Source organism: Streptococcus sp. 263_SSPC, assembly GCF_001071995.1.
Classification (GTDB): domain Bacteria; phylum Bacillota; class Bacilli; order Lactobacillales; family Aerococcaceae; genus Granulicatella.
Genome location: NZ_JVNU01000005.1, coordinates 146 through 26,642, shown reverse-complemented (window position 1 = coordinate 26,642; position 26,497 = coordinate 146). Strand labels below are relative to the sequence as shown.

At 39.2% G+C, this 26,497-nt stretch carries 22 protein-coding genes and 1 pseudogene; 18 read left to right on the top strand and 5 right to left on the bottom strand.

Annotated elements, in window-relative coordinates; genetic code table 11:
• A pseudogene (locus ADH02_RS00140) lies at positions 1-323 on the bottom strand (IS3 family transposase); the annotation flags it as partial.
• Positions 324-421: 98 nt separating this feature from the next.
• Here ADH02_RS00140 and ADH02_RS00135 point away from each other — a divergent pair.
• From ADH02_RS00135 to ADH02_RS00095, 9 genes are all read left to right on the top strand, one after another.
• Positions 422-685 carry a hypothetical protein gene (locus tag ADH02_RS00135; RefSeq protein ID WP_048781557.1) on the top strand — a complete coding sequence of 88 codons (264 nt, stop codon included), beginning with the start codon at positions 422-424 and terminating at the stop codon, positions 683-685.
• A complete protein-coding gene (locus ADH02_RS00130) occupies positions 627-983 on the top strand; it encodes a helix-turn-helix domain-containing protein (protein ID WP_152903864.1) in 357 nt (118 codons plus the stop codon). Before ADH02_RS00135 ends, ADH02_RS00130 begins: the two co-directional genes overlap by 59 nt.
• A 141-nt stretch (positions 984-1,124) precedes the next feature.
• Positions 1,125-2,144 (top strand): sugar-binding transcriptional regulator, encoded by a 1,020-nt coding sequence (locus ADH02_RS00125; RefSeq protein ID WP_048781547.1) that lies wholly within the window; start codon positions 1,125-1,127, stop codon positions 2,142-2,144.
• Between the two features lie 30 nt (positions 2,145-2,174).
• Positions 2,175-3,176 carry a type I glyceraldehyde-3-phosphate dehydrogenase gene (gene gap, locus ADH02_RS00120; protein ID WP_048711992.1) on the top strand — a complete coding sequence of 334 codons (1,002 nt, stop codon included), beginning with the start codon at positions 2,175-2,177 and terminating at the stop codon, positions 3,174-3,176.
• Between the two features lie 125 nt (positions 3,177-3,301).
• Positions 3,302-4,492 (top strand): phosphoglycerate kinase, encoded by a 1,191-nt coding sequence (locus ADH02_RS00115; protein WP_048781545.1) that lies wholly within the window; start codon positions 3,302-3,304, stop codon positions 4,490-4,492.
• Between the two features lie 31 nt (positions 4,493-4,523).
• Entirely contained in the window at positions 4,524-5,279 is a 756-nt protein-coding gene (gene tpiA / locus ADH02_RS00110) for a triose-phosphate isomerase (protein WP_048781543.1), read from the top strand.
• On the top strand, positions 5,279-6,808 hold the full coding sequence (gpmI, locus tag ADH02_RS00105) for a 2,3-bisphosphoglycerate-independent phosphoglycerate mutase (protein ID WP_048781539.1): 1,530 nt from the start codon (positions 5,279-5,281) through the stop codon (positions 6,806-6,808). The genes tpiA and gpmI overlap by 1 nt, the downstream gene beginning before the upstream one ends.
• A gap of 86 nt (positions 6,809-6,894) precedes the next feature.
• On the top strand, positions 6,895-8,196 hold the full coding sequence (gene eno / locus ADH02_RS00100; protein WP_048781538.1) for a phosphopyruvate hydratase: 1,302 nt from the start codon (positions 6,895-6,897) through the stop codon (positions 8,194-8,196).
• A gap of 691 nt (positions 8,197-8,887) precedes the next feature.
• A complete protein-coding gene (locus ADH02_RS00095; RefSeq protein ID WP_065426988.1) occupies positions 8,888-9,778 on the top strand; it encodes an ROK family protein in 891 nt (296 codons plus the stop codon).
• A 605-nt stretch (positions 9,779-10,383) separates the two neighbouring features.
• Here ADH02_RS00095 and trpS read toward each other — a convergent pair.
• The gene (gene trpS / locus ADH02_RS00090; protein ID WP_048781537.1) at positions 10,384-11,379 is read right to left on the bottom strand and encodes a tryptophan--tRNA ligase; all 996 of its coding nucleotides are present in this window, start codon (positions 11,377-11,379) and stop codon (positions 10,384-10,386) included.
• Between the two features lie 296 nt (positions 11,380-11,675).
• Here trpS and spxA point away from each other — a divergent pair, with 296 nt between their 5' ends.
• On the top strand, positions 11,676-12,074 hold the full coding sequence (spxA, locus tag ADH02_RS00085) for a transcriptional regulator SpxA (protein WP_048710902.1): 399 nt from the start codon (positions 11,676-11,678) through the stop codon (positions 12,072-12,074).
• Positions 12,075-12,209: 135 nt separating this feature from the next.
• Here the strand turns inward: spxA and ADH02_RS00080 are convergent, their stop codons facing one another.
• Entirely contained in the window at positions 12,210-12,818 is a 609-nt protein-coding gene (locus ADH02_RS00080; protein WP_048781536.1) for a response regulator transcription factor, read from the bottom strand.
• Positions 12,811-13,863: a sensor histidine kinase gene (locus tag ADH02_RS00075; protein ID WP_239681705.1), complete on the bottom strand. Its 1,053-nt coding sequence runs from the start codon at positions 13,861-13,863 to the stop codon at positions 12,811-12,813. Before ADH02_RS00075 ends, ADH02_RS00080 begins: the two co-directional genes overlap by 8 nt.
• Positions 13,864-14,025: 162 nt before the next feature.
• On the opposite strand from ADH02_RS00075, the gene ADH02_RS00070 reads away from it, so the two are divergent.
• From ADH02_RS00070 to ADH02_RS00050, 5 genes are all read left to right on the top strand, one after another.
• Positions 14,026-14,970: an ABC transporter ATP-binding protein gene (locus ADH02_RS00070; protein ID WP_048781533.1), complete on the top strand. Its 945-nt coding sequence runs from the start codon at positions 14,026-14,028 to the stop codon at positions 14,968-14,970.
• Positions 14,967-16,031, top strand: coding sequence for an ABC transporter permease (locus tag ADH02_RS00065; RefSeq protein ID WP_048781532.1), 1,065 nt, complete (start codon positions 14,967-14,969; stop codon positions 16,029-16,031). The genes ADH02_RS00070 and ADH02_RS00065 overlap by 4 nt, the downstream gene beginning before the upstream one ends.
• Positions 16,018-17,175, top strand: a complete 1,158-nt coding sequence (locus ADH02_RS00060; RefSeq protein ID WP_048781529.1) for an ABC transporter permease — start codon at positions 16,018-16,020, stop codon at positions 17,173-17,175. Before ADH02_RS00065 ends, ADH02_RS00060 begins: the two co-directional genes overlap by 14 nt.
• A gap of 486 nt (positions 17,176-17,661) precedes the next feature.
• On the top strand, positions 17,662-18,345 hold the full coding sequence (locus ADH02_RS00055) for an adaptor protein MecA (protein ID WP_048781526.1): 684 nt from the start codon (positions 17,662-17,664) through the stop codon (positions 18,343-18,345).
• Positions 18,346-18,400: 55 nt separating this feature from the next.
• Positions 18,401-19,150: an NADPH-dependent oxidoreductase gene (locus tag ADH02_RS00050; protein WP_048781525.1), complete on the top strand. Its 750-nt coding sequence runs from the start codon at positions 18,401-18,403 to the stop codon at positions 19,148-19,150.
• Positions 19,151-19,200: 50 nt separating this feature from the next.
• On the opposite strand, the gene thrC is transcribed toward ADH02_RS00050, so the two are convergent.
• Positions 19,201-20,691, bottom strand: a complete 1,491-nt coding sequence (gene thrC / locus ADH02_RS00045; RefSeq protein WP_048781524.1) for a threonine synthase — start codon at positions 20,689-20,691, stop codon at positions 19,201-19,203.
• A 293-nt stretch (positions 20,692-20,984) separates the two neighbouring features.
• Here thrC and ADH02_RS00040 point away from each other — a divergent pair, with 293 nt between their 5' ends.
• The 3 genes from ADH02_RS00040 to ADH02_RS09490 form a co-directional block, all read left to right on the top strand.
• Positions 20,985-22,721 (top strand): ABC transporter ATP-binding protein, encoded by a 1,737-nt coding sequence (locus tag ADH02_RS00040; RefSeq protein ID WP_048781523.1) that lies wholly within the window; start codon positions 20,985-20,987, stop codon positions 22,719-22,721.
• Positions 22,714-24,519: an ABC transporter ATP-binding protein gene (locus tag ADH02_RS00035; protein ID WP_048781522.1), complete on the top strand. Its 1,806-nt coding sequence runs from the start codon at positions 22,714-22,716 to the stop codon at positions 24,517-24,519. The genes ADH02_RS00040 and ADH02_RS00035 overlap by 8 nt, the downstream gene beginning before the upstream one ends.
• A gap of 611 nt (positions 24,520-25,130) precedes the next feature.
• Positions 25,131-26,497, top strand: a 1,367-nt coding sequence (locus ADH02_RS09490; protein WP_053091387.1) for an Ig-like domain-containing protein, incomplete at its 3' end; no start/stop codon positions are given.

Here is a 26,497-nt window from a genome sequence, read left to right as displayed (position 1 = left end):
TCAACAATAGTATACTTATTTTTCTTGTATTGTGCGAGCCAGTTGGGAAGAGTGCCACGCGCAGGGAGGCCGTATTCGAGAGAAACTCTTTCTTTACTCCAACCTTCGAGTAAGACTTTATCAATCATTTCTTGTTTTATTTCTGGAGAATAATAATTATTTCTCCCTTTTTTAACTATCTCTAACCCATAACGTTCAATCAATTTAATCATGTAGGAAAGATTTCTCGCATCTATACCGAACATATCTGCAAGTCGTGAGTAGCTAAATCCTTGTTTTCTGAGTTCATAAATCTGAACTTTATCTTCATAAGTTAATTTCATAATAAAAACACCCCAAAAGTTAGATTTTGTGTCTAACTTTTGGGGTGCACTTCAATGTCCATATATGGTATTTTAGGTTAGAAGAAGGAGGCGTTACAATGAAAAGAGTTGCAATTTTGGATAAGAAACAAATTGATATTTTAGATGAGTTACCCTATCCGATTATGGTGAGATATGCTGCTATCATGCTTCTTTTAGATAAAGAAGGAGTGACAGACGCCGTTTGGGAAAGATGGGGAGTAGTAGAAAAAGGGAAAGAAATATTGCTTATTCCGGAAGGTAAAAAAAGGGAGGCGACAAAATTTGAAAAATTATTTATTAAAACGTTTAAATCAATTGAAATACAAGTATCCAGAGTTTGAAAAAGACTTAATGAGAGAATTTGCGAATCATAAAATTGGGTTGAGAATGACAGAGTTCAGATTGAAGACAGGCTTATCGCAAAATCAGTTTGCCAAGAAAATTGGGATGTCTGCCTCTCATTATTCACGGTTAGAAAGAGGACGACAAAATATTTCATTTTTACTGCTAGAAGAAATTGCTCAAAAAATGGGAGTTTGGATCGATGTTTCTTTTGAAATGGAGGAGCAGAAACCGTGGTCTCAACAGCTTAACGAGAAGAAAGGGACAAAAAAAGTCCCGAAAATTCATAGTTCTTAACCAATTTATAATCTGAGCACGGTTGCATTTCTGCTATTTTGTGTTAAAATATAAATGTGTTCAGAAATATGGATTCAAAGATACTGGAAATAAGCGGGACGATATACGACCCTATCTGGAAACGATTGGAGGAAGGTTTCGATGAATTATCTTAATCTATCTCATTTATTAGTTCCAGAAAGCAGAGTCGCTCTTCAAACGCGATTCCGTATTTTACAAGCCATCGCAACGTATCAACCGATTGGACGAAGAGCCCTTGCAAAAGTGGTTCAGATGTCCGAACGCACACTACGTAATGAATGTGAGGATATGAAAGCTTTAGACCTGATTGAAGTACAAGGGTCAGGAATGCGACTCACGGAAGTTGGCGAATTTATATTAGAACGGTCGGATGATTTGAAAAACAACTTTATCCAGATGAGTCTGGTGGAACATAAGGTGGCTAAAACCTTAGGAGTTCAATATGTAAAAGTTGTGGATGATTCGGCTAAAACATCTGAGTTGGTACAAGAGATTATGGATGTCCTTTTACCACTTGGAACTTCCATTATCGCCATCACTGGGGGCCAAACGATGGTCCGTGTCAGCGAAGGGTTCACAAAAGACATTTCAGTGAACCGAGACTTAACGATTGTTCCTGCTAGAGGAGGAATGTTTGGGTCGATGTTGATTCAAGCCAATAATGTCAGTGAGAAAATGGCGACTGGAATTGGCGCTCATCACGAAGCGTTATTCGTTCCAGAACATGTCCAACAGGCGACATATGCACCGCTAATGCAAGAACCTTCAGTCGCAAAGACGATAGGTCTCATGAAAAAGGCGGAGTGTTTGTTATATAGCGTTGGAAGTGCTATTATAATGGGAGAGAGACGTGGCCTCACGCAAGAACAAATGGCTACGTTAAAAGAGAAGAAAGCAATTGGCGAAGCGTTCGGTTGTTTCTTCGATGCAGAAGGAAATGTGGTATTAAAAATCCCAAGAGTAGGGCTGCATCTTAGTGATTTATCTACGATTCCACATTCGATTGCCGTTGTGGAAGGCGCAGAGAAGGCACCTGCTTTAAAAGCATATGCCAAATTAGCTCCGGTGGATCGCACTTGGTTTGTGATTGACAAGGAGACATCAGAGTTGGTTTTGAACGGGGAAACCCGCAAAAAATAAAAATAAAAAATTCCTAGGAGGAAAAACTATATGACAGTTAAAGTTGGTATTAACGGTTTCGGACGTATCGGTCGTTTAGCATTCCGTCGTATTCAAGATGTGGAAGGATTAGAAGTTGTTGCAATCAATGACTTAACAGACGCTAAGCAATTAGCTCACTTGTTAAAATATGATTCAACTCAAGGACGTTTCAACGGTGAAGTTGAAGTGTTAGATGGAGCTTTCCGCGTTAACGGTAAAGAGGTTAAAGTACTTGCTAACCGTAATCCTGAAGAATTACCATGGGGTGAACTAGGCGTTGATATCGTATTAGAATGTACTGGTTTCTTCACTTCTAAAGAAAAAGCTGAATTACACTTAAAAGCTGGCGCTAAACGCGTTGTTATTTCTGCACCTGGTGGAAATGACGTGCCTACAGTTGTATTCAACACAAACCACAACATTTTAACAGGTAAAGAAACTGTTATCTCTGGTGCTTCATGTACTACAAACTGCTTAGCTCCAATGGCTAAAGCATTAAACGATAAATTCGGTATTGTTGAAGGATTAATGACAACAATCCACGGTTACACTGGTGACCAAAACACATTAGACGCACCTCACGCTAAAGGTGACTTACGTCGTGCTCGTGCTGCAGCAGTTAACATCGTTCCTAACACAACTGGTGCTGCTAAAGCTATCGGATTAGTAATCCCAGAATTAAACGGAAAATTAGACGGAGCTGCTCAACGTGTTCCTGTTCCAACAGGTTCATTAACTGAATTAGTAACAGTTTTAGAAAAACCAGTTACTGCTGAAGAAATCAACGCAGCTATGAAAGAATTAGCTAACGAATCTTACGGTTACACTGAAGATCCAATCGTATCTTCTGATATCGTAGGTATCACTTATGGTTCATTATTCGATGCAACTCAAACTAAAGTAATGACTGTAGGCGACAAACAATTAGTTAAAACTGTTGCTTGGTACGATAACGAAATGTCATACACTGCACAATTAGTTCGTACTTTACAATACTTCGCAAAACTATAATTTAAACTATAGATTTAGCTAATCGTATCTATTTTCTCAGGGCGATGGAAGCATTCGCTTCCTCGCCCTGTTTTCATAATGTGAGTAATGCACTCGCTCCAAATAAAAATGTAGGAGGCTATTTTATGGCTAAAAAAATCGTTACAGACTTACAAGTTGAAGGAAAGAAAGTTTTAGTTCGTGTGGACTTTAACGTTCCTTTGAAAGATGGCGTGATTACAGACGATAACCGTATCGTTCAAGCATTGCCAACAATCAAATACTTAATCGATCACAACGCTAAAGTGATTTTATTCTCTCACTTAGGTAAAGTGAAATCTGAAGAAGACAAAGCTAAATTGAGCTTACGTCCAGTTGCAGAACGCTTATCTGAGTTATTAGGAAAACCAGTGACTTTCGTTCCAGAAACTCGTGGAGAAAAGTTAGAAGCTGCTATTAATGCTCTTAAAGATGGCGATGTTTTATTATTCGAAAATACTCGTTTCGAAGATTTAGATGGTAAGAAAGAATCTAAAAACGACCCTGAATTAGGTAAATATTGGGCTTCTTTAGGCGACTTATTCGTTAACGATGCATTCGGTACAGCTCACCGTGCGCATGCTTCAAACGTTGGTATTGCAAGCAACTTAGAATCAGCTGCTGGATTCTTGATGGAAAAAGAAATCAAGTTCATCGGTGGCGCAGTAGATAACCCAGAACGTCCATTCGTGGCAATCTTAGGTGGAGCGAAAGTTTCAGACAAGATTGGCGTTATCAACAGCTTATTAGACAAAGCTGATAAAGTTCTTATCGGTGGAGGAATGGCTTACACATTCTTCAAAGCAATGGGACGTGAAGTAGGTCTTTCATTATTAGAATTAGACCGCGTTGAATTAGCAAAAGAAATTATGGAAAAAGCTGGCGACAAATTAGTATTACCAATCGATAACGTTGTTGCTAAAGAATTCTCTAACGATGCTGTAGCTACAATCGTTGATTCAGATGCTATCCCAGCAGACCAAGAAGGTTTAGATATCGGACCTAAGACAGTTGAATTATTTGCAAGCTACTTAAAAGATGCAAAAACTGTTGTATGGAATGGACCAATGGGTGTATTCGAATTACCAAACTTTGCTAAAGGAACTATCGGTGTATGTGAAGCTATCGCTAACCTAAAAGACGCAACTACAATCATCGGTGGTGGGGACTCAGCTGCTGCTGCAATCTCACTAGGCTACGCTGACAAATTCGCTCACATTTCAACAGGTGGTGGAGCTTCTCTAGAATATCTAGAAGGTAAAGAACTACCAGGTGTTGCTGCTATCAGTGATAAATAATTTTAAACATTTAAAAGGAGATGTTGTGTATATGCGTAAACCAATTATTGCCGGAAACTGGAAAATGAACAAAAACCCAAAAGAAACTCAAGCTTTTGTGGAAGCTGTTGTTGGTAAATTACCTTCAGGCGAACGCGTAGAAAGTGCTATTGCTGCTCCTGCAGTTAACTTAGTCACTTTATTAGAATATGCGAAAGGCTCAGAATTAAAAGTAGCTGCTGAAAACTGCTACTTCGAAGATGCTGGTGCTTTCACTGGTGAAACTTCACCTAAAGTATTAGCTGAAATGGGCGTGCACTACGTAGTTATCGGCCACTCAGAACGTCGTGAATATTTCCACGAAACTGATGAAGATATCAACAAAAAAGCACATGCTATTTTCAGAAACGGCTTAACACCAATCATTTGTTGTGGTGAAACTTTAGAAACTTACGAAGCAGGAAAAGCTTCTGAATTCGTAGGAGGACAAGTTTCTGCAGCATTGAAAGGTTTATCAAACGAGCAAGTATCATCATTAGTGATTGCTTATGAACCAATCTGGGCTATCGGAACTGGTAAATCAGCATCTCAAGATGACGCTCAAAAAATGTGTAAAGTTGTTCGTGACGTTGTAGCAGCTGACTTCGGTCAAGAAGTTGCTGACAAAGTTCGCGTTCAATACGGTGGATCTGTAAAACCAGAAAACATTGCTGAATACATGGCTTGTCCAGACGTTGACGGAGCTCTTGTAGGTGGAGCAAGCTTACAACCAGATTCATTCTTAGCTTTATTGGAGGCAGTAAAATAATGGCAAAATCACCAGTTGCAATCATTATCTTAGATGGTTTCGGATGGAGACCAGAAGTTGAAGGTAATGCCGTTGCACAAGCAAAAAAACCAAATTTTGATCGTTATTACAACGAATTTCCTCATACAACATTAAAAGCTTCTGGATTAGATGTAGGTCTACCAGATGGCCAAATGGGGAACTCAGAAGTAGGTCATACAAACATCGGTGCTGGACGTATCGTTTACCAAAGCTTAACTCGTATTGACAAAGCAATCGAAGAAGGCGAATTCGAATCTAACCCAGCATTAAACGGTGCATTTAACCACGTGAAAGAAAATGGCTCTACATTACACTTATTCGGATTATTATCTGATGGTGGGGTACACAGCCACATCAACCATTTATTAGCATTAGTGGAAACAGCTAAAGCAAAAGGAATCGACAAAGTGTACATTCATGCATTCATGGATGGACGTGACGTAGACCCTAAAGCTGGTCCTTCTTACATCAAAACTTTAGAAGACAAATTAGCTGAAGTAGGCGTTGGAGAAATCGCAACAGTTTCAGGTCGTTACTATGCAATGGACCGTGACAAACGTTGGGAACGTGTGAAATTAGCTTATGATGCTATCGCTCATAGCGAAGGACCACAATTCGAAAGCGCACAAGCTGTGATTGCGGATAGCTATGCTAAAGACGTTACAGACGAATTCGTTATTCCATCAGTAATCGTTAAAGATGGCAAACCAGTGGCAAAAGTAGAAGACAACGATGCAATCATCTTCTTCAACTTCCGTCCTGACCGTGCAATCCAATTATCAAATGCGTTCACTGATAAAGAGTGGACTAACTTTGACCGTGGTGCACGTGCTACAAACGTTAAATTTGTGACAATGACTTTATATAATCCAAGCGTGGATGCAGAAGTTGCATTCCCACCAATTCCAATGACAAACGTTCTTGGTGAAGTGTTATCTAAAGCAGGCCTTGCACAATTACGTATTGCTGAAACTGAAAAATATCCACACGTAACATTCTTCATGAATGGTGGACGTAACGAAGAATTCCCTGGCGAAAACCGTATTTTGATTCCTTCTCCAAAGGTTGCAACTTACGACTTGAAACCAGAAATGAGTGCTTACGAAGTAGGAGATGCATTATACAACTCAATCATCAATGATGAAAATGATGCCATCATCTTAAACTTCGCAAACCCAGACATGGTTGGACACTCAGGAATGTTAGAACCAACAATCAAAGCGATTGAAGCAGTGGACGAAAACTTAGGTAAAGTTGTTGACGCCATCCTTGCAAAAGGCGGTAGCGCAATTATCTTTGCTGACCACGGTAACTCAGAAACAATGATTACACCAGAAGGAACACCACATACTGCACATACAACAGTGCCAGTACCAGTGATTGTTACGAAGAAAGGTGTAACATTACGTGAGGGTGGACGTTTAGCAGACGTTGCTCCAACGATGCTTGATTTACTAAATGTGGAAAAACCAGAAGAAATGACTGGTGAATCATTAATCGAAAAATAAAGAATCCCTTTCCAAAGGTTGAAACTCTGATGATTTTCGATTAAAATAATAACGTACAAAATAAATATTAAAGGAGTTAATAAATCATGCCATTTATTACAGATGTATTAGCAAGAGAAGTACTAGACTCACGTGGGAACCCAACTATCGAAGTTGAAGTTTACACAGAAAGCGGAGCGTTCGGACGCGGTATGGTTCCTTCAGGAGCTTCAACTGGTGAATACGAAGCAGTTGAATTACGTGACGGCGACAAATCTCGTTACTCAGGAAAAGGAGTTCAAAAAGCAGTTGACAATGTAAACAACATTATCGCTGAAGCTATCTTAGGTTACGATGTTCGTGAACAAATGGCGATCGACAAATTAATGATCGAATTAGATGGTACTCCAAACAAAGGTAAATTAGGAGCTAACGCAATCTTAGGCGTATCTATCGCTGTAGCACGCGCAGCTGCTGACTACTTAGATCAACCTTTATACCAATACTTAGGTGGATTCAACACTAAAGTATTACCAACACCAATGATGAACATCGTTAACGGTGGATCTCACTCAGATGCTCCAATCGCATTCCAAGAGTTCATGATCTTACCTGTTGGTGCTCCTTCATTCAAAGAAGCTTTACGTTGGGGTGCTGAAGTATTCCACGCATTGAAAGGTATCTTACACGACCGCGGTTTAGTAACTGCAGTAGGTGACGAAGGTGGTTTCGCTCCAACATTCGAAGGAACTGAAGATGCTGTAGAAACAATCTTAGCAGCAATCAGAAAAGTAGGTCTAGAACCTGGTAAAGATGTTTACTTAGGATTTGACTGTGCTTCATCTGAATTCTTCAAAGATGGCGTATACGACTACACAATCTTCGAAGGTGAAAAAGGTGCTAAACGTACTCCAGCTGAACAAGTTGAATACTTAGCAGAATTAGTTGAAAAATACCCAATCATCACAATCGAAGACGGCTGTGACGAAAACGACTGGGATGGATGGAAATTATTAACTGAACGCTTAGGCGGTAAAGTTCAATTAGTTGGTGACGACTTATTCGTAACTAACACAGAAATCTTATCTCGTGGTATCGAACAAGGTATTGCAAACTCAATCTTAATCAAAGTTAACCAAATCGGTACTTTAACTGAAACATTCAACGCAATTGAAATGGCTCAAAAAGCTGGTTACACTGCAGTTGTTTCACACCGTTCTGGTGAAACTGAAGATTCAACAATTGCTGACATCGCAGTTGCAACAAACGCTGGACAAATCAAGACTGGTTCATTAAGCCGTACAGACCGTATTGCTAAATACAACCAATTATTACGTATCGAAGATCAATTAGGTGACTTAGCTGTTTACCAAGGTCTATCAGCGTTCTACAACTTGAAAAACAAATAATTCCTAGGAATTAGGGAGGGGAAGCAGATTTGCTTCCCCTCCTTTTTTGTGCAAAAATTGCGTGCTTTTAAATGATTTTCAACCGAAGGTTGAAGGATACGATACCTGTTTAATATCCGTTTTTACATAATGGACATGGTTGTGAGGCACCGCCTCGAGCCTAAGGTCTCTCGGCTTCGAAGCTTCAAAGAGGGAGTAGCGAATACATTCGCAACTCCCTCTAATTCACATCCGATGCACTTCTCACTACCATTTCCATTATAAACGGATATTTTGGTATCGTATCCTTGGTGAATAAGCACCCAATTTTTGCCAGTGAAGAGAAGAGGTTAAAGAGGACGTTTGAAAAATGATAACCGTGGATAGCCGTTATAGTGGAATGAGTGATGGGGGATAGCATTGAATGTGAATTACGCGGAGTAGAAACACTTTTCGTACTCCGCGTTTGAAGCTTCAAAGACCAAGAGACCTAGGCTCTTGGCGGTGCCCCATCACAAACTCCACTATATTCAAACGGCTATCAATCAGGTTATCATTTTTCAAACCGTGCGAAAAAAACAGTTATCATTTTTCAAACTGTGTGAAAGACAGCAAAATAGTTATAGTATAGAACAAGAAAGGGAAAGCCAGGAGGCGATTTTCGGTGTAAACTAATTATGAAAGCGAAATCATAGTGAACGGAGGGATTTTGATGAAAGTCGCGGTTGGTATTGATATTGGGGGGACAAAGGTAGCGGTTGCGTTGATTAACGAAAATGGGGAGATCGTTAGTCGTTCACAAAGCCCGAGCCAAACAGCGAGTGCTGAAAGTTTGTATCAGGGAGTGGTCCAACTGGTGGATAAAGTGCTCAATGATAATGATTTACGCATTCAAGATACGTATGGGATTGGTGTTGGATTACCAGGAAAGGTAGATGTGGAAAACGGGGTAGCGATTTTCCAAAACAATATACCTTGGGCTAATTTTCCAATTGTAGCAAGATTGAAGGAAACGTACGGAGACATACCGGTAAAAATCGATAATGACGTTAAAGTAGCGGCTTATGCGGAATATCGAATGCTCAATCTAAAGCCTGCAGACATGTTTGGATACGTAACGGTATCAACAGGAATCGCAGCCACCAACATCGTCAATAATACAATCTTACGCGGGGAAGGTTTCTCAGGAGAAATTGGGTTTGTCAAAGTACCTTACTTTGAATGTCTCGAAGCGTTAGAAGTAGCTTGTTCGGGTGTCGGAATCGAGCGCACAGGACGCGAAATTTACGAAGACGAGACATTAACAACGAAAGATATTTTTGATAAATGGCGCAGTGGTGAGGAAGCGGCTGGTCGTATCATCGAAGAAACAGCAAAAGGATTAGCAAGTGTTCTTCATGGAATGGTCTGCTTACTCGATCCAAAAACCATTGTGTTTGGAGGTAGTGTTTCAAACTACAACCCAGACTTTATTAATCTCGTGAAAGAAGAGTTAGCAGAACTCCTTCATCACGAACAAAAACATATTCTAGAACACATCCAAGCATCAACCATTAAGGGGGATAATGGAATCATTGGTGCCGGCCTGCTCGTAATAGAATAGCAAACGATAGAAAATGCTAGGACTGTCCTAGCGTTTTTTATTTTTTAGCACCCTTTCTCTTCAGCGATGGGAGATAAACTATTTTTAGCGATTTACCTCATAGATGGGTTGTTGATTATCAGAAATAACATCAGTTTATTGAAAGAATAGTGGGGAATCACATTGAATGTGAATTAGGTGGAGTTAGGAATGAAATTCTTACTCCACCTTTGAAGCTTCAAAGGTGAGAGACGAAAGGCTCGAACCGGTGTCCCACTATGACTCTTTCAATATAAAACTGATGTTTTCAGATAATCAAAAAGCATTCTGTTAAGATTTGTGGCAAGCATTAAATAGCCTACTCCTCTTTGCGAGGGGAAATAAACTAAGAAAGGTATTTTTATACATAAAGAAAAAGAGTCCCTCGGACTTTATAATGACATTAATGGCGGTTGCGACCGATGTGAATTACAGATTCTTGAAGAGAATTCTTCTAGAATCTGTTTGAAGCTCGGTAGGGTTGAGACCGTGGCTCAACCCGGTGTAGCCTTTTAAGTCATTATAATAACGTCCGAGAGGACTCTTTTGATTTTATTTTAGAAAGTAAGCAGATATCTTTTCTTGGTTTATCTCACTAAGCCTACCGCTTTTTCCATCTTGCGCAGCGTCTTATTCGCTACATAGTTCGCTTTCTTAGCACCCTCATCAAGAATCTCATCTAGCTTATCAGATTTAAGTAACTCATAGTAGCGCTCTTGGATTGGTTCCATCACAGCGATAATCGCATCAGCTAATTCTTCTTTGAATTGGCCGTAACCAACGCCTTTGAAGCGTTCTACGAGTGATTCAATACTTTCGCCAGAGAAAGCAGAGAAGATTGTTAATAGGTTTGATACGCCAGGTTTTTCAGCTGGATCGAATTCAATCACGCCGCTTGAATCTGTCACAGCGCTCTTGATTTTCTTGCGAATCACAGCTGGCTCATCAAGCATGCTGATGTATTCTTTCACGTTGGCATCTGATTTACTCATTTTCTTTGTTGGTGTTTGTAAGCTCATGACACGTGCGCCAGCTTTTGGAATGAATGGTTCTGGCATTACAAGTAATTTGTTGCCATTTCCGTAGCGACTGTTGAAGCGTTCTACGAAATCACGTGTTAATTCCATATGTTGTTTTTGGTCTTCTCCAACAGGAACCACTTCGGCGTTATATAAAACGATATCGGCTACCATTAGTGGAGGATATGTTAATAAACCTGCAGAAACAGATTGTTGTTTTTGAGATTTATCTTTGTATTGTGTCATACGTTCTAATTCACCAACGCCGACATTACATTGAACAATCCATGCAGCCTGCGCGTGCGCAGGAACTTCTGATTGTACGAAAATCGTTGACTTTTCAGGATCAAGACCAATCGCAAGGTAAAGTGCTGCAAGTGAACGAGTTTGTTCTTTTAATTTCTTTGGATCTTGTGGAACAGTAATCGCGTGTTGGTTTACGATACAGTAAGTACAATCGTACTCATCTTGTAAGGCCACGAAGTTTTTCATCGCTCCAATATAGTTCCCGATAGTTGGGATTGCTGAAGGCTGAACGCCTGAGAAAATTCTTTTTTTAGACATATAAGTGCTCCTTAAACTTGTTAGTTTTATTATACCTTATTTCTAAAGGATTTTCATAAAAAAATAGTTGCAGTAGCTTTCATCGTTTGTGAATTCAGAAATTATCTTTGGTAAAAGCATTCTTGAATTGAAAACATATGAAAATGTTATGAAACAATAAATTTTTCACCAAAAGTGAAAAAAGTTTGTGAAAATCTAAAAAATATCCAAAAATCATATAGATTTTTTTGTATATATCATATATAATAATACACGTAGATAAGACCGAAGACTTTAGAAGAGGAGGACATCGACGTATGGTTACTTTATATACATCACCTAGCTGTACATCTTGCCGCAAAGCACGTGCATGGTTAGAAGAACATAACATCGCGTACACAGAAAGAAACATTTTTTCAGAACCATTAACTATTGACGAAATTAAAAACATCCTACGAATGACTGAAGACGGAACAGAAGAGATTATTTCAACTCGTTCAAAAGCATTCCAAGAATTAAAAATTGATTTGGATGAAGTTCCATTAAATCAATTATTCTCATTAATCCAAAACAACCCAGGATTACTACGCCGCCCAATTATGTTGGACGAAAAGAGATTCCAAGTTGGATACAATGAAGACGAAATTCGTCGCTTCTTACCACGTGAAGTTCGTGCTTACGAATTAGATATGGCACAACGCTTAGTTAACTTTTAAAGACCTGAGCCCCAGTAATTGAGGGCTTTTTTTGTGGACAAAATTTACCGTTTCTTGGAAAAGTTTGGAAATAAATATTCACAAGCGAATTACTTGCAAAAAACAAGCACCTCAACTTTGAGATGCTTGTTTTTCTTAGAGTTCTTTATAGTAATAAACTGCCAGTTGCGTACGATCACGCAATTCTAACTTTTCAAGCAGAGCCGATAAGTAGTTTCTTACCGTCCCTTCGCTGAGATACATCTTCTCGGCGATTTCTTTGTTGTTAAATCCTTCTGCAACAAGGTAGAGCAGTTCATTCTCACGCTCGCTTAAATGAGCACTCGATTTCTTCTCGAAGGTTTTCTTCACTGGCATTTCAATCGTTGAATCGTAGACGATTTGGCCATTCATCACGGCGTCGATGGCGGGAAGAATTCCTTTAATATGTTGCTTCAATAAATATCCTCTGCAGCCAAGGGAGAGTGCTTTTGTAATATACTCATCGTCTTGGAAGGTTGTTAGGAACAAAATTTTCGCTTCAGGAAAGTCCTTTAAAATTGTTTCTGCTGCTTCGATTCCGGTAGTAGGCTCCATACGAATATCCATCAAGACTAAGTCCGGTTGATGAGTGTTATACAGTTCCACAGCGTCTTTTCCGTCGTTACCTGTCCCGACCACTTCGATATGGTCTTGAACAGAAAGAATTGTTTCGAGCGCTTGAAGCACTAGAAAGTCGTCGTCGACTAGAATCGTTTTAATCATGGTTGACCTCCTGTTTTGGGATACGGATAAAGATGTCATATCCGTTCGTTGTTTGTAATGTCATAACCCCTTTATGTTTCTCCACCAGTTCTTTCATCATAGTTAAGCCCATGCCCGGGGTGTCATTTCTCGTCTCATTCCCATTATCTTTATATTGAATCGTGTAGTAGTTGTTTTGTTCTAGTAAAAATAATTGGATTTGATTTCCGTTTGAATACTTCATAAAGTTTGTTGCCATCTCTTTACAGATAGTAAGAATGTCGTATTTCAATCCGATTGGAATTTCATCCGAAATCGTATTTTGATAATTGACTTGCGCCTTCTCTTCAAGTGGATGCAGAATCTCGTCCATCTTTTGGGAGAGTAGGAAGGAGTCATCGTAAAGCTGATGAATCGTTGTTCGAATCTCGTCCATCCCGTTTTGAAGGATGCCGGAGACTTGTTCTAACTTCTTCTCGACAACGGGTTTATTGGTGATAATTTGCAAAGCTTCCAGTTGCATAATTGAAGCGCTCAGCGTATGTCCGATTTGGTCGTGCAAGGCGTGAGAAATACGATTCCGTTCCTTAAGAGTTGCGACCTCCATTTGCTTCAACGTTTCTTCTTGGCTAAATTGTTGTCGTTGCAATAGGAGAAGTCGTTCATGCTCTAAGTCGTCTTGAATATGGTGACTCTTCGTACGAAATTCTTTATCATAGCGACTACGTAAAATGAGATACGTTCCAATGACCGATAAAATTAGTGTGAATAAATCTGGTCGCAGTAAAAGGATGACGCCGGCAAAAGCTCCAGGGAGTCCGAATAGTTGGGCAGCATGCATGATGAAAATGGAAAGATATAATCCCGTTTCAGGATAGAAGATGCATAAAGCACCAGATATCACTAGGGAAATGCGTTGAATCCAACTATTTTCAAATACTTCTATGGATAGAGAAAGAATAAAAATACAAAGCCCTAAAAATATTGTAAAGACTTCTGTATGTTGTCCCATTAAATACATACTAATCAAACTAAAGAACATCAACTTCTCTAAAAATGTCCGCACGCTTCTCACCTCCAAATCTCTTTTCTTCAGTGTAGCCCAAATAGGGAGAAATATCTAGCTATTTATGACAAATGTCATATGCAACTAACGACATTTGACACTAGTTTGTGACAAGGGTGGTCGATATACTAAGAGTGTAAAATCAATCAATGAGGTGAGGACATGGAAAACAGTATTCAAGTAAAAAGTTTAGTTAAACGATACAAAGACTTAATGGCATTAAATCATTTTGATATTGAAATTCGTAAAGGAGAGCTTCTAGCGCTTCTTGGGCCAAATGGATGTGGGAAGACAACAGCGATTAACTGTATGTTAGGATTTTTAACCTTTGATAGCGGTGAGGTAACGGTTCTTGGAGAAAACAAGTTCCCATTATCCAGTAAAGTACGACGTGAAATTGGGATTGTTCCACAAGAATTAGCGTATTTAGATAATTTATCAGTAGAAGAAAACATTGATTTCTTCTGTGGACTCTATATTTCAGATTCAAAGCAACGTAAACAATATGTACAAGAAGCTATCGAATTTGTAGAACTACAAGAGTTCCGCAAGTTTGTTCCAAAGAAATTGAGTGGAGGGTTGAAACGCCGCTTGAACATCGCTTGCGGAATCGTACATAAGCCAAGTTTAATTTTCTTCGATGAACCAACTGTTGCGGTAGACACGCAAAGTCGTTCATTTATTTTAGAAGGTATTCAAAAGCTTAACGAACAAGGAAGCACGATTATTTATACAACACACTACTTAGACGAAGTGGACGGATTAAGTGACCGCATCGTGATTATGGATAAAGGAAAGAGCATTGTTTCAGGTACTTCACAAGAGTTGAAGAAATCGATCGCGACTTCTGAAATTATCCAAGTGGAACTTTCAACCATTCCAACTGAAGAACAAGTGGCTCGCTTAAAACAAATTCCACATGTTCTTGTATTAGAACATCATAAAGATCATTTGAAATTTAACTTCGAACAAGGAACGAATCACTTACTTCACGTGGCAAACACCCTAGAAGAATTGAACTTAAGCTATGTTCGTTTATACAGTGAACAGCCAAGCTTAGATGATGTGTTCCTTGCATACACAGGGAAAGGACTTCGAGATTCATGAAGACATTCTTAAAGCTATTTACGTATTTATCAAAAGACGCCTTAAAAGACTTTTCATTCTCGTTCTGGGTTTTACTATATCCAATTATCTTGATTTCACTGTATTTCGTATCCTTTTCAGGAATCATGGAACAAGACATGGGAACGGTTCGCGTAGCTATGACAGCCGACAATCCGTATCACTATGTATTTGAACAAGCTGGAGATTACTTCGAGATTATCGATGTGGATTCAGAGGAAGCAGGGAAAGCACTCGTTACAGAGGATAAAGCAGACGGATTCGTAGAAAAGAACTTAGACGTGGTTGTAGGTAAATCGATGGGGATTCCGCAAAGCGTCTTGAAAAATGTAGCGACACAAATCAAACAAGTGCAAAGCCTTGGACAAGGCGCAACGTTGATCGACTTTAACAAGAGCTGGGTTACGCAGGAAACAACCGATGTCAGTCAAGGGACGATCTTATTTTACACAGCGATTGCCAGCTTTACGATGTACTCGTTGTTTAGTGGTGTCGTTTGTGCAGCGTACTTAAACGGAAACTTATCACCAATAGGACGCCGTATTATGGGCAGCCCATTTAGCAAGGGCAAGTTAATTGCGAACTGCTTTATGATTGGGTTATTACTCAATATCGCTTCAAACGCAATCATGCTGGTCTATACGACACAAGTATTGAAAATTAATCTATTTGCAGATTGGGCAGGAAGCCTCCTTCTCATATTGCTAGGAAATGTATTTGGAATTGCAGCGGGGCTTCTTATTGGAACCAATCAAAAACTTACAATGCAAGGCCGAATCATCTTCGCATTGATTTCAAACCTCGTCCTTTCAGCACTTGCGGGAATGATGGGAACGGCAATGAAAGGATTTGCCAACACCTTTATGCCAGGATTTAACCAATTTAATCCGGTCGCATTAATGGTAACAGGATTTTATCAATTAAATCGCCTTGTAGGAAGTGCGGATCTCGGCAGAACTTACCTTTTACTTGGCGTCTACACCCTAGCACTTCTAGGATGTGCACTATGGAGATTAAGGAGAACACGTTATGATAGTCTATAAATATTTTCTAAAACTGGCTTATCGATTAAAATCATATGCGATACTTTTCCTAGTCATCTTTATGGCAATGGGCCTTTCTCAAGTGCTAGGAAACAACGAAGTCACAGGTTTCAAAGATACACAGTATCAAGTCATGATTAAAGACGAATCAGATGGCAGTAGCGAAATTATCAACGCGCTCATTGCCGCACTTCAAAAAGATCATAAAGTCACACTCACAACCAATAGCGATAACAGCATGAAAGAAGCTGTCTATGGAAATGATGTAGATGGCGCACTTTGGATTCCATCGGATGTTGATGCAAGAATCAACAATGGGGAATCTGCTGTCAAAATGGAAATTGGAAATTCACTGAACGGAAATGTCCTTCGTGAGTACGTTAATTCCTATATTCGCTATGCGGTTGTATTGAAAGCTCAAGGCAACTTTAGCGTTGAAAATATGAATAAGATTTTAAGCGAGCAGGCATCAGTAAGTGTCATTTCAAAAGACGCCACAGTTAAGGATGACGATTATTATGCAAAATTTGGTGAAATCTACTTTGCGTATACACCATTCGTTTATATCTCAGTATTTATTTTCTTACTTGGGTTAATCTTTGCCTTACTTGAAAATGATGAAGTCGCAAAACGAATCATTATCGGTATGAAGAGTGTAAACCAGGTGACATTTGAAAAATTCCTCGGTGGCTTAACGGTCGTTGGAATTATCGTTGGCATCAACTTACTATTCGTGGCCATTGTAGCACCAAGCTTCTATGTGAGTGCAGGCGCTCCAAAGGCATTAATGCTCACTTTCGCATCGGCGCTAACCGCCTATGCACTGGCATTCCTTTGCTCGGTCATTATTGGGGATAACACGTATGGGTATTCTGCAGCAAGTACGGTAGTGGGGATGGGTGTATCCTTTATCTCTGGAATTTTCGTACCGCTCGAATTACTCAACCCAGTAGCCATTAGCATTGCGAAATTCTTCCCAGTATATTATGTCATAACGGCGGCGGAAAACTCGTCATTAGAATTCTCAAGCTATGCCATGAACCTAGGAATGGTCCTCTTATTCGGAATCTTGTATGCAGCACTAGCCTTTAGCATCCAACACATCCGAACAAGACAATTCGGCCTCACCCTAAGAAAAGCCTAAGCCCTATATTTATAAAAAGAGAAGAAGTATCGTCGTTTCGCGGCCACTTCCCATCATATCCACCTTCCAAAAATAAGAAATACGAATGGGTGTGTTTATAAATTAGTTTTGGATGGATGGCTGAAATTTAGTAGAAAATTATTTTAAAAAGAAGATTCCAAAGAAGCCTGCGGATTTTATAATCGCAGTAACGGGGAATTGCATCGAATGTGAATTACGCGGAGTAGGGACTTGTTCCTTACTCCGCGTTTGAAGCTTCGAAGGTGTAAGACCAAGGCTTACACCGGTGCCTCGTAACAGCGATTATAAACCAAATCCGCAAGGATTCAGGGAATCTTCTTTCTTTACAAAAAAGTATTCTTTTACTTAATAATGTTTCTGCACATCCATCCAAAGCACCAACCAATTCGTATTCCAATCGTATTTCTTTTATTTTTGTCAGGTTTGGTCTAAAATAGTTAGATAAGGTAAAAAGGGGTGAATATTATGGAAATGGAACGCATTAACGACGATACATTCTTGTTGCGTATCGAGAACCAAGATCTAATCGACCGTGGTACATCAATACCTGAATTACTTGGAAATCCAGGCGAAATCGAAGGCTTTTTCCATAGTATTTTAGAGGAGATGGGCGTCTTGAATCAATTCGAAGATTCAGACGGATTGAGTTTCCAAATCATGCCAAATCCAGACGGCTTAGAACTCTATGTCACACGTATCGTGGACATGGGAGATGAATCGACTGATGAGCGTATGGTGCGCAATATCGTCGATACGATTCAACATTCTCTAACAGACCGTATTGGGAAGAAGCGTAAAGAAGATAAAGAAGAAGGAAAAATTTCTCCAAAACCAGTCATTAATACGGAAGATAAATCTTCAACATTGAAACCAATCGATGTGACAGTTGTCTTTGAAGACTTCGAAGATTTCGTCTCAATGGCAAAAGAAACAGCAGGTGAGTTCGACCAATCTGTTCTTTACCGTTACAGCGGACATTACTTCTTACATGTTTTCCATCAAGTGGAAAGACCCGAAGAAGTTGCTGCGAAAATGGCACTTGTTCGCGAGTATGCAGAGTTCTCAAGAATTTCATGGGAAGTCTTGCGTGAATACGGTGAAGTCATTATGCCGGAAGCTGCCTTGGAAACAGGCAAACAATATTTCTAAAAACCAAAAAGAGTTGAGCAGTCGACTCTTTTTTTGATACAAAGGAGTAATCAAAATGAATGAAACTATCAAAACACAATTAAATCACCGTACGATTCGTGCGTTTAAAGACCAACCGCTGACAAAAGAGGAAGTGGATTTACTAGTAGAAGTGGCGCAAAGAACATCAACAAGCATGTACTTACAAGCCTATTCGATTATTAGTGTGACAGACCCAGAGTTGAAGAAAGCATTAGCGGCTGTTAGTGGACAACCTTATGTGGCGACTAGCGGACATTTATTCGTGTTTGTAGTTGACCAACGTCGTAATACGGAGATTGCTAAAGCGCTAGGACAAGAAGTTGGCGTTCAAGGTAGCGCAGACCGTTTCGTATCAGGATTAACGGATGCGGTGATTGCAGCTCAAAACGTAGTTGTGGCAGCAGAATCTCTAGGAATGGGGGCTGTTTACCTCGGTAGTTTCTTTAACGATACAGCTAAAGTCGTTGAGTTGTTAAACTTACCAAAATATACGTATCCTGCGATTGGACTTGCTGTGGGCTGGCCGGATCAAGAGCCACAATTAAAACCACGCCTTCCCAAAGAAGTGATTCATATGGAAAATGGATATCAAGACCTTGAGAATCCTTTAGAAGAATTAAAAGAGTATGATGCGACTGTGACAGAATACTATGACCTTCGCGATGCGAACCGTCGTGTTGATGCCTTTACAAAGCAAGTGTCTACGAAATACCATACGCTTGGAGCTAAACGTGCGGAAATGCTTGACGTACTTAAAGCACAAGGCTTTTTAACAGAAGAATAAAAAAGAAGACAAGAAATCGTCGTTTCAACGATTTCTTGTCTTTATTTGTTTTATTGAATGTTTAATGAATCAAGGACTGATTGTTTCATGCCTTCGATTGAAAGAACTTTTGTATGACGGATTGGGGCATCCAATACGTTTGTGACAGCTGTTGGAATGGCAATGCCGCTTTCTTGTTGAATAGCTTCCATCAATTTAGCATCTGTTTGGTTTGTATCCACGTTTAGTGCTGAAAGAACGCTTTGTGGGAATTTGTATGGACTTGCTGTCGATACGACCACAGTAGGAGTTTCGTCTCCTGTTTCTTTCTTGTATTTATCATACACAGCATCTGCAACTGCAGTGTGTGGATCTAATAAATAATGCTCGTTCGTGAATACATCATGAATCGTTTGAGCAGTCTCTTCTTGGCTTGCACGGTTTCCATAAAATTGTTGGAATAGAGCTGTATCTGTATTTGGAACAGAGTAGCTTCCGTTTTCTTTTAGGGAAGTCATGAGGTCATTTGTTTCCTTCGAGCTACGTCCTGTTAATTCGAAGACGAAACGTTCAAGGTTACTTGAAACAAGGATATCCATACTTGGAGAACTTGTTAATTTAAATTCGCGTAGTCGGTTGTATGTTCCTGTTTGGAAGAAATCAACAAGCACATCGTTTTCGTTTGAAGCACAAATGAGTTTATTGATTGGAACACCGATACCTTTTGCGTAGTAGGCTGCTAGGATGTTACCGAAGTTACCCGTTGGAACCACAACGTTCATTGGGTCGCCAATTGCTAGAGTACCGTCTTTCACTAATTGTGCGTACGCGAATACGTAGTACACGATTTGTGGGCAAAGACGTCCGATGTTAATCGAGTTAGCAGAAGAGAATTGGAATCCTTTTTCTGCAAGTGTTGCGTTTAACTCTTTATCCGCGAATAACTCTTTGACTTTTGTTTGTGCGTCATCGAAGTTTCCTTCTACACCATAGACGAATGTGTTGTCGCCGGCTTGTGTAACCATTTGGCGTTCTTGGATGGTACTTACGCCACCTTTTGGATAGAAGACGATGATGTTTGTATGAGGTACGTCCGAAAATCCTGCAAGGGCAGCTTTACCAGTGTCTCCTGATGTCGCTGTTAGAATCACTATTTCTTTGTCAGATTTATTTTTCTTCGCAGCAGTTGTAAGTAAGTATGGCAAGATGGATAGTGCCATATCTTTGAAGGCGATAGTTCTTCCGTGGAAGAGTTCCATGAAATGACGGTCGCCAACTTTTTTCACAGGTGCGATTTCTTTTGTATCAAACGTTGTGTCGTATGCAGAATGCACGCAGTTTGTAATTTCTTCTTTTGTAAAATCTGTTAAAAATGCAGATAAAATTTCAATGGCAATTTCTTGATAGCTTTGAGTTTTTAACACTTCCCAGTCCAGAGTCACTTCTGGGAGGGCAGTTGGTACATATAAACCACCGTCTTCAGCAATCCCTTTTAAAATGGCTTGTGAAGCTGTAACGCGGTTGTTTGTGTCTCGTGTACTAATGTATTGAATTGTGGACACTTGAGTCCCTCACTTTCTAAAATTTCGTTGCGCTCATTGTACCATAAATCGCGCTCTGAACACAAAACACAGGCACATTCGAAGTGTAAAAGTTGAAGCTGGCATTCGTTATCTAAGCAGAAAAGACTGTAAAGTAAAAATGAAAATTCAATTAAATTTTGAAGGGCAATCTATTGAAAACCCAAAAAAAGATTGTTAAACTATTTATAGTAATTCGTAGCTAATTGCTTGTCTTTGAGAGGAACTCAAGGGCAGTTTTTTATTATCTAAATTCATTAAAAAGGAGTGAAAAAATGCTAAAACAGATTATTCCGTTTTTTAGTAAGTATAAAAAATATCCTTTCTTAGCGTTTTTTGCCATCTTAATCGAGGTGCTCTGTGAAGTAGCGCAACCGATTATTATGAAGCAAATTATCGACGAAGGGATTCCAAACAAAGACTTAGGCTTTGTTGTGCAACAAGGATTCATTATGGTTCTAGTTGCGATTGTATCTCTTTCAGCCGGAGTTCTTGGTGCGAAATTTGCATCGATTGCCGGAACTGGGGTAGCTGCAGAATTACGTTCTGCTGAGATGAAGAAAATTCAAGCTTTTTCATTTAAGAACATCGACCACTTCTCAAATGCTTCCTTAATTACGCGTATGACAAGTGACGTCAACAATATTCAAAATACAGCCATTATGACGATGCGTATTTTAGCGCGTGCGCCAATGATGTTTATCTTCGCGATTTTCTTTGCGGTAAGCATCAACGCGCAATTATCTCTTGTCTTCATGGTTGCAGTTCCAATCTTAGTGCTCTCATTAGCGCTCATCATTTCTACAGCCTTTCCTCGCTTTAGAAAATTACAACAAGCAACAGACGGCATCAACCGTACATTACAAGAAAACTTTATCGGAATTCGCGTTGTAAAATCATTCGTACGTGAAACATTCGAGAAGAAAAAATTCGGCAAAGAAAACTCTACATTTAGAGAACGTGCCTTACATGCGATGTATGTCGTGATGTGGAATAACCCAATCATGCAGTTAACGATTTATGCAGTAACGATTGCGGTGATGTGGTTCGGTGGTGGACTCGTTATTAGCGGAACGATGACAACAGGGGACCTTATCAGTTTCATTTCTTATATCACACAAATCTTGATGTCACTGATGATGATTTCGTTCGTTTTCGTTATGTTGACCATGACAAAAGCATCAATGGATCGTATCTTCGAAGTGTTAGATACAAACATCGATGTGGAAGAACCTGAATTCCCAATTACAGTTGACAAAGTTTACGGTGAAGTGGAATTCGATCATGTTCATTTCTCTTATGGAAAACAACAAGACGAAGAAGTACTTAGCGACATCAACTTCAAGATTAAACCAGGTGAAGTGTTCGGGATTATCGGGCCAACAGGTTCTGGGAAATCTTCTCTTGTACAGTTGATTCCTCGACTTTACGACACAACAGCAGGAACGGTTCGTGTGGGCGGTCATGATGTGCGCGAGTATCGTTTCGCAGACCTTCGTCAAAACGTATCGATGGTATTACAAAAGAATACGTTATTCTCTGGAACAATTCGTGAGAACCTCTTATGGGGGAATCCGGACGCTACAGAAGAAGAGATGATTCAAGCAGCCAAACATGCGCAAGCCCATGACTTTATTATGGAAATGCCGGATGGGTATGACACTCGTGTAGAACAAGGTGGTTCAAACTTCTCTGGTGGACAAAAACAACGTCTTACAATTGCGCGTGCGATGCTACGAAAACCTGCCGTGTTAATCTTAGACGATTCAACTTCAGCGGTCGATACAGCAACTGACTCGAAAATCCGTGAAGCGTTCTTCAACCATTTACCAGATACAACGGTCATCATTATTGCCCAACGTATTTCATCAATCCAAGGCGCAGACAATATTCTTGTGTTAGATGATGGTAAAGTCAACGGACTAGGAACTCACGAAGAGTTAATGGAAACAAACGACTTGTATCGTGATATTTACGAAACCCAAATGAAAGGAGCCAAAGGAGATGAGTAAACAAAAAGGGCCAAAACGTCCAGAAAATATGAAACAAACTTTGGCAGACTTATGGGGGTATTTATGGAAGAGTAAATGGACTCTTGCAGTCGTTGTCGTCTGCTTAATCATTTCAAGTGCGTCAGGAATTATCGGGACATATGCGATTCGTCCGTTAATCAATGATTTTATTGAAACAGGGGATTTAGCCGGATTAGCGAAAATGCTTGGCTTTATCGCGATTGTCTATGTACTTGGGGCAACAGCCAGCTACTTCTCAGCGCGTTTAATGGTAACGGTGGGACAAAATACCATCGAAAAAATGCGTGCAGATTTATTCAACCATATTCAAAGTTTGCCAATTCGCTTCTTTGATACGAATAAGCACGGGGACTTAATGTCTCGTTTCACAAACGACTTTGAAAATATTCAAAACGCGTTTAACAACAGTATGTTAATGATTATCAGCTCAACGCTTCAATTAGTATTGACGTTTGTGATGATGGTCATCCTTTCACCGATTTTAACAGTGCTTCTGATTGCGATGGTATTCTTGATGTTCCAAATTGTGAAGAAACTAGGGGTCAAATCAGGAAAACAATTCGCTGCTCAACAAGCGATTCTTGGACAAGTGAATGGATTCGTGGAAGAGCATATTGAAGGACAAAAAGTCGTGAAAGTATTTAACCACGAACATAAAGTGCTGGATGAATTCAATAAACTTAACACTGAACTTCAAGAAGCTGCCAATAACGCACAATTCTATTCAAGTATCATGTTTCCAATCTTAGGAAACCTCAGTTACGTGAACTATGCGATTACTGCAGCAGTTGGTGGATACTTGGTGATTATTAACGCCATGGATATTGGGGGACTTGCCTCATTCCTACAATTCTCAAGAACATTCGCACAACCACTTGGACAAATGTCTCAACAAATGAACGTACTTCTTAGTGCGATGGCCGGGGCAGAACGTATCTTTGCGATTCTTCGTGAAGAACCTGAAGTCGACGAAGGAACGGTTACGTTGGACCAACGCGATCCAAATCAATGGTATTGGGTGGATGGCGACAAACGTATTCCGGTTGTTGGAAACATCCAACTACACAATGTTGACTTTGGCTATGTACCAGGTGTACGTATCTTGAAAGATATCAATGTTTGGGCTGAACCAGGATTGAAAGTGGCCTTTGTTGGGGCAACAGGTGCTGGTAAAACAACGATTACAAACTTAATCAACCGTTTCTATGAAATCGATTCTGGGGTCATTACTTTTGACGAGATTCCAGTAACGAAGATTAAGAAAGATGACTTACGTAAGACAATTTCGATTGTATTGCAAGATACACATTTATTTACTGGAACCATTGCGGATAATATTCGCTACGGTAATTTAGATGCAACTGATGATGAAGTGATTAAGGCGGCGAAACTTGCCAATGCCCACAGCTTTATCAAACGTCTTCCTCAAGGATATCAAACAGAAATTACAGGGGACGGCGAAGGCTTGTCACAAGGTCAACGTCAATTACTTGCGATTGCGCGTGCTGCCGTTGCGAACCCTAAAGTATTGATTCTTGATGAAGCTACAAGTTCAATCGATAGCCATACTGAAGCGTTAATTTCACGTGGTATGGACCAATTGATGGAAGGTCGTACTTCATTTGTAATCGCCCACCGTTTATCTACGATTCGTAATTCGGACGTGATTATGGTAATGGATCACGGTGAGATTATCGAACGCGGAGACCATGAGAGCCTTATGGACAAACGCGGAGTCTACTACAAACTATACACAGGCCAAATCGAACTCGATTAGTACAGGTAATATTTTTCAAGAAATTAAGCTATTGATTGTTCGGAGCAACTTCCTATCAATTAATAATGGAGAAATAATGATATCCAAATCCACAAAGGAGTATGAATATAGGGTATCAATTACTACTTTACTTTTAAATATCCTTTCAAATAAAACATGGTCAGTAATTTTATGACCATGTTTTTCTAATTACAATTAATATGAAATTAATTAATGATATATAAAGTAAAAACAATCTGTTTGTACATAGTTTAAATTAAGAGCTGATATAAAGCATGTTAAAAACAATAATATAAATATTCTTACTATATATAGTAAGAATACGATAAAATACGGTTTGATAAATAGTTTTAAAAAAGAGAAATATTGAAAAAATAACACTTAAAAATATTCTTAAGTAATTAGCCAACGAGCATCGAAACAAGAAAATAATCTAATCTAATTAAAAAGAAAACGGTCAAAGTAGTATTGAAAAATAAGATGTAAAATATGTCTAAATTAAATGAAAAACATCTGTAATATTATTTTTAGGTAAAACTGTTGCTTTTTAGGGGAAAAAATGTATAATGTGAATATATCAAAAAAAAAAATATCGGAAGGATGATAAAAAAATGAATTTTAAAAGAAATTATTTCAAATATTTTTCATTTTTAATTGTGACTTTAACAATGTTGTTCCTTTTTGGTGGGAATTCCGCAAGTGCGGCAACGACTAAAACGGTTGACACAATCACAAAGCTAGAAATCAAAAATGATAAAGGCGGAGAGATTGATGGAAAAATCGGTAAATGGGACAAATTTAGAGTTGCAGGAGAATTTGCTTTAGAAGGGAAAGGTGTTACTGCAGGCGATACAACAGTTATCAAGTTAGAAGATCCGATCATTATTAGTTCTACTGACTTTGATTTAAAAGATGCTGCTAGCGGTCAAACTGTTGCAACTGCGCATGTAGACAAAGAAGCAGGTACAATTACATTGACTTATACTTCATTTGTTGACACACATTCAAATGTAAGTGGAAACTTCTTCTTCTATGCAGCTGTTGATTCAGCAAAACAAAAAAATAGTGGAGATGTTCCTGTCAAGGTTAGTGTTGATGGAAAACCTAAATTCGGTGGAAAAGTTAGCTACGATGGTGTTGGAGATACAAACAACTACGTAATTAAAAAATCTAGCTGGGTAAGTCCAGATAGTAAAACAATTCACTATATTGTTCCAATTAACAGAACAAGTGAAGCTTTAAATAATGTTAAAATTCTTGATGAATTAAAATATAAAGCTGCAAAATATGTTAATGGATCTTTTGAAATTTGGAAAGGCGATTGGAAATACACTAACGGTTCTTGGAAATTAGAGAACAAGAAAAATGTAACTGATAAGTATACAAAGAACATTAAAGACGGTTCATTTGAAATTACTTTAGGTAATTTGGCAGCTGACGATCACTTTGAGATTAGATACGATGTTCAATTAGATTATGAGCCAGCTGATGGCGAATTACTTGTTAATACTGTATCTCTTCAAAGCAACGATAAAGTGATTAAAGAATCAAACTCAAATACAAAAATCCAAATCGCTGGTGGTTCTGGTGTAGGTTATGTATTTGCTATTCACGTTCATAAGACTGATGACAAAGGAAATCCTTTAAAAGGAGCTAAATTCCAAGTTATTCGTGAAGCTACAAAACAAGTCGTTGGTGAATATGAAACTGATGCAAATGGTGACATTACAGTTACAGGATTATTAAAAACTAAATACATTGTTAAAGAAATTGAAGCTCCTGAAGGATATGTTATTGACGTAGCAGAAACTATCGTTGATCCATCAGAATTTGATGGAAGCAGCAATGTTGCTACTAAAGAAGTAGTAAACAATCCTACAACAACTACAACAACAACTACAACAACAACAGAAGCTCCTACAACAACAACAGAAGCTCCTACAACAACAGAAGCTCCTACAACAACGGAAGCTCCTAC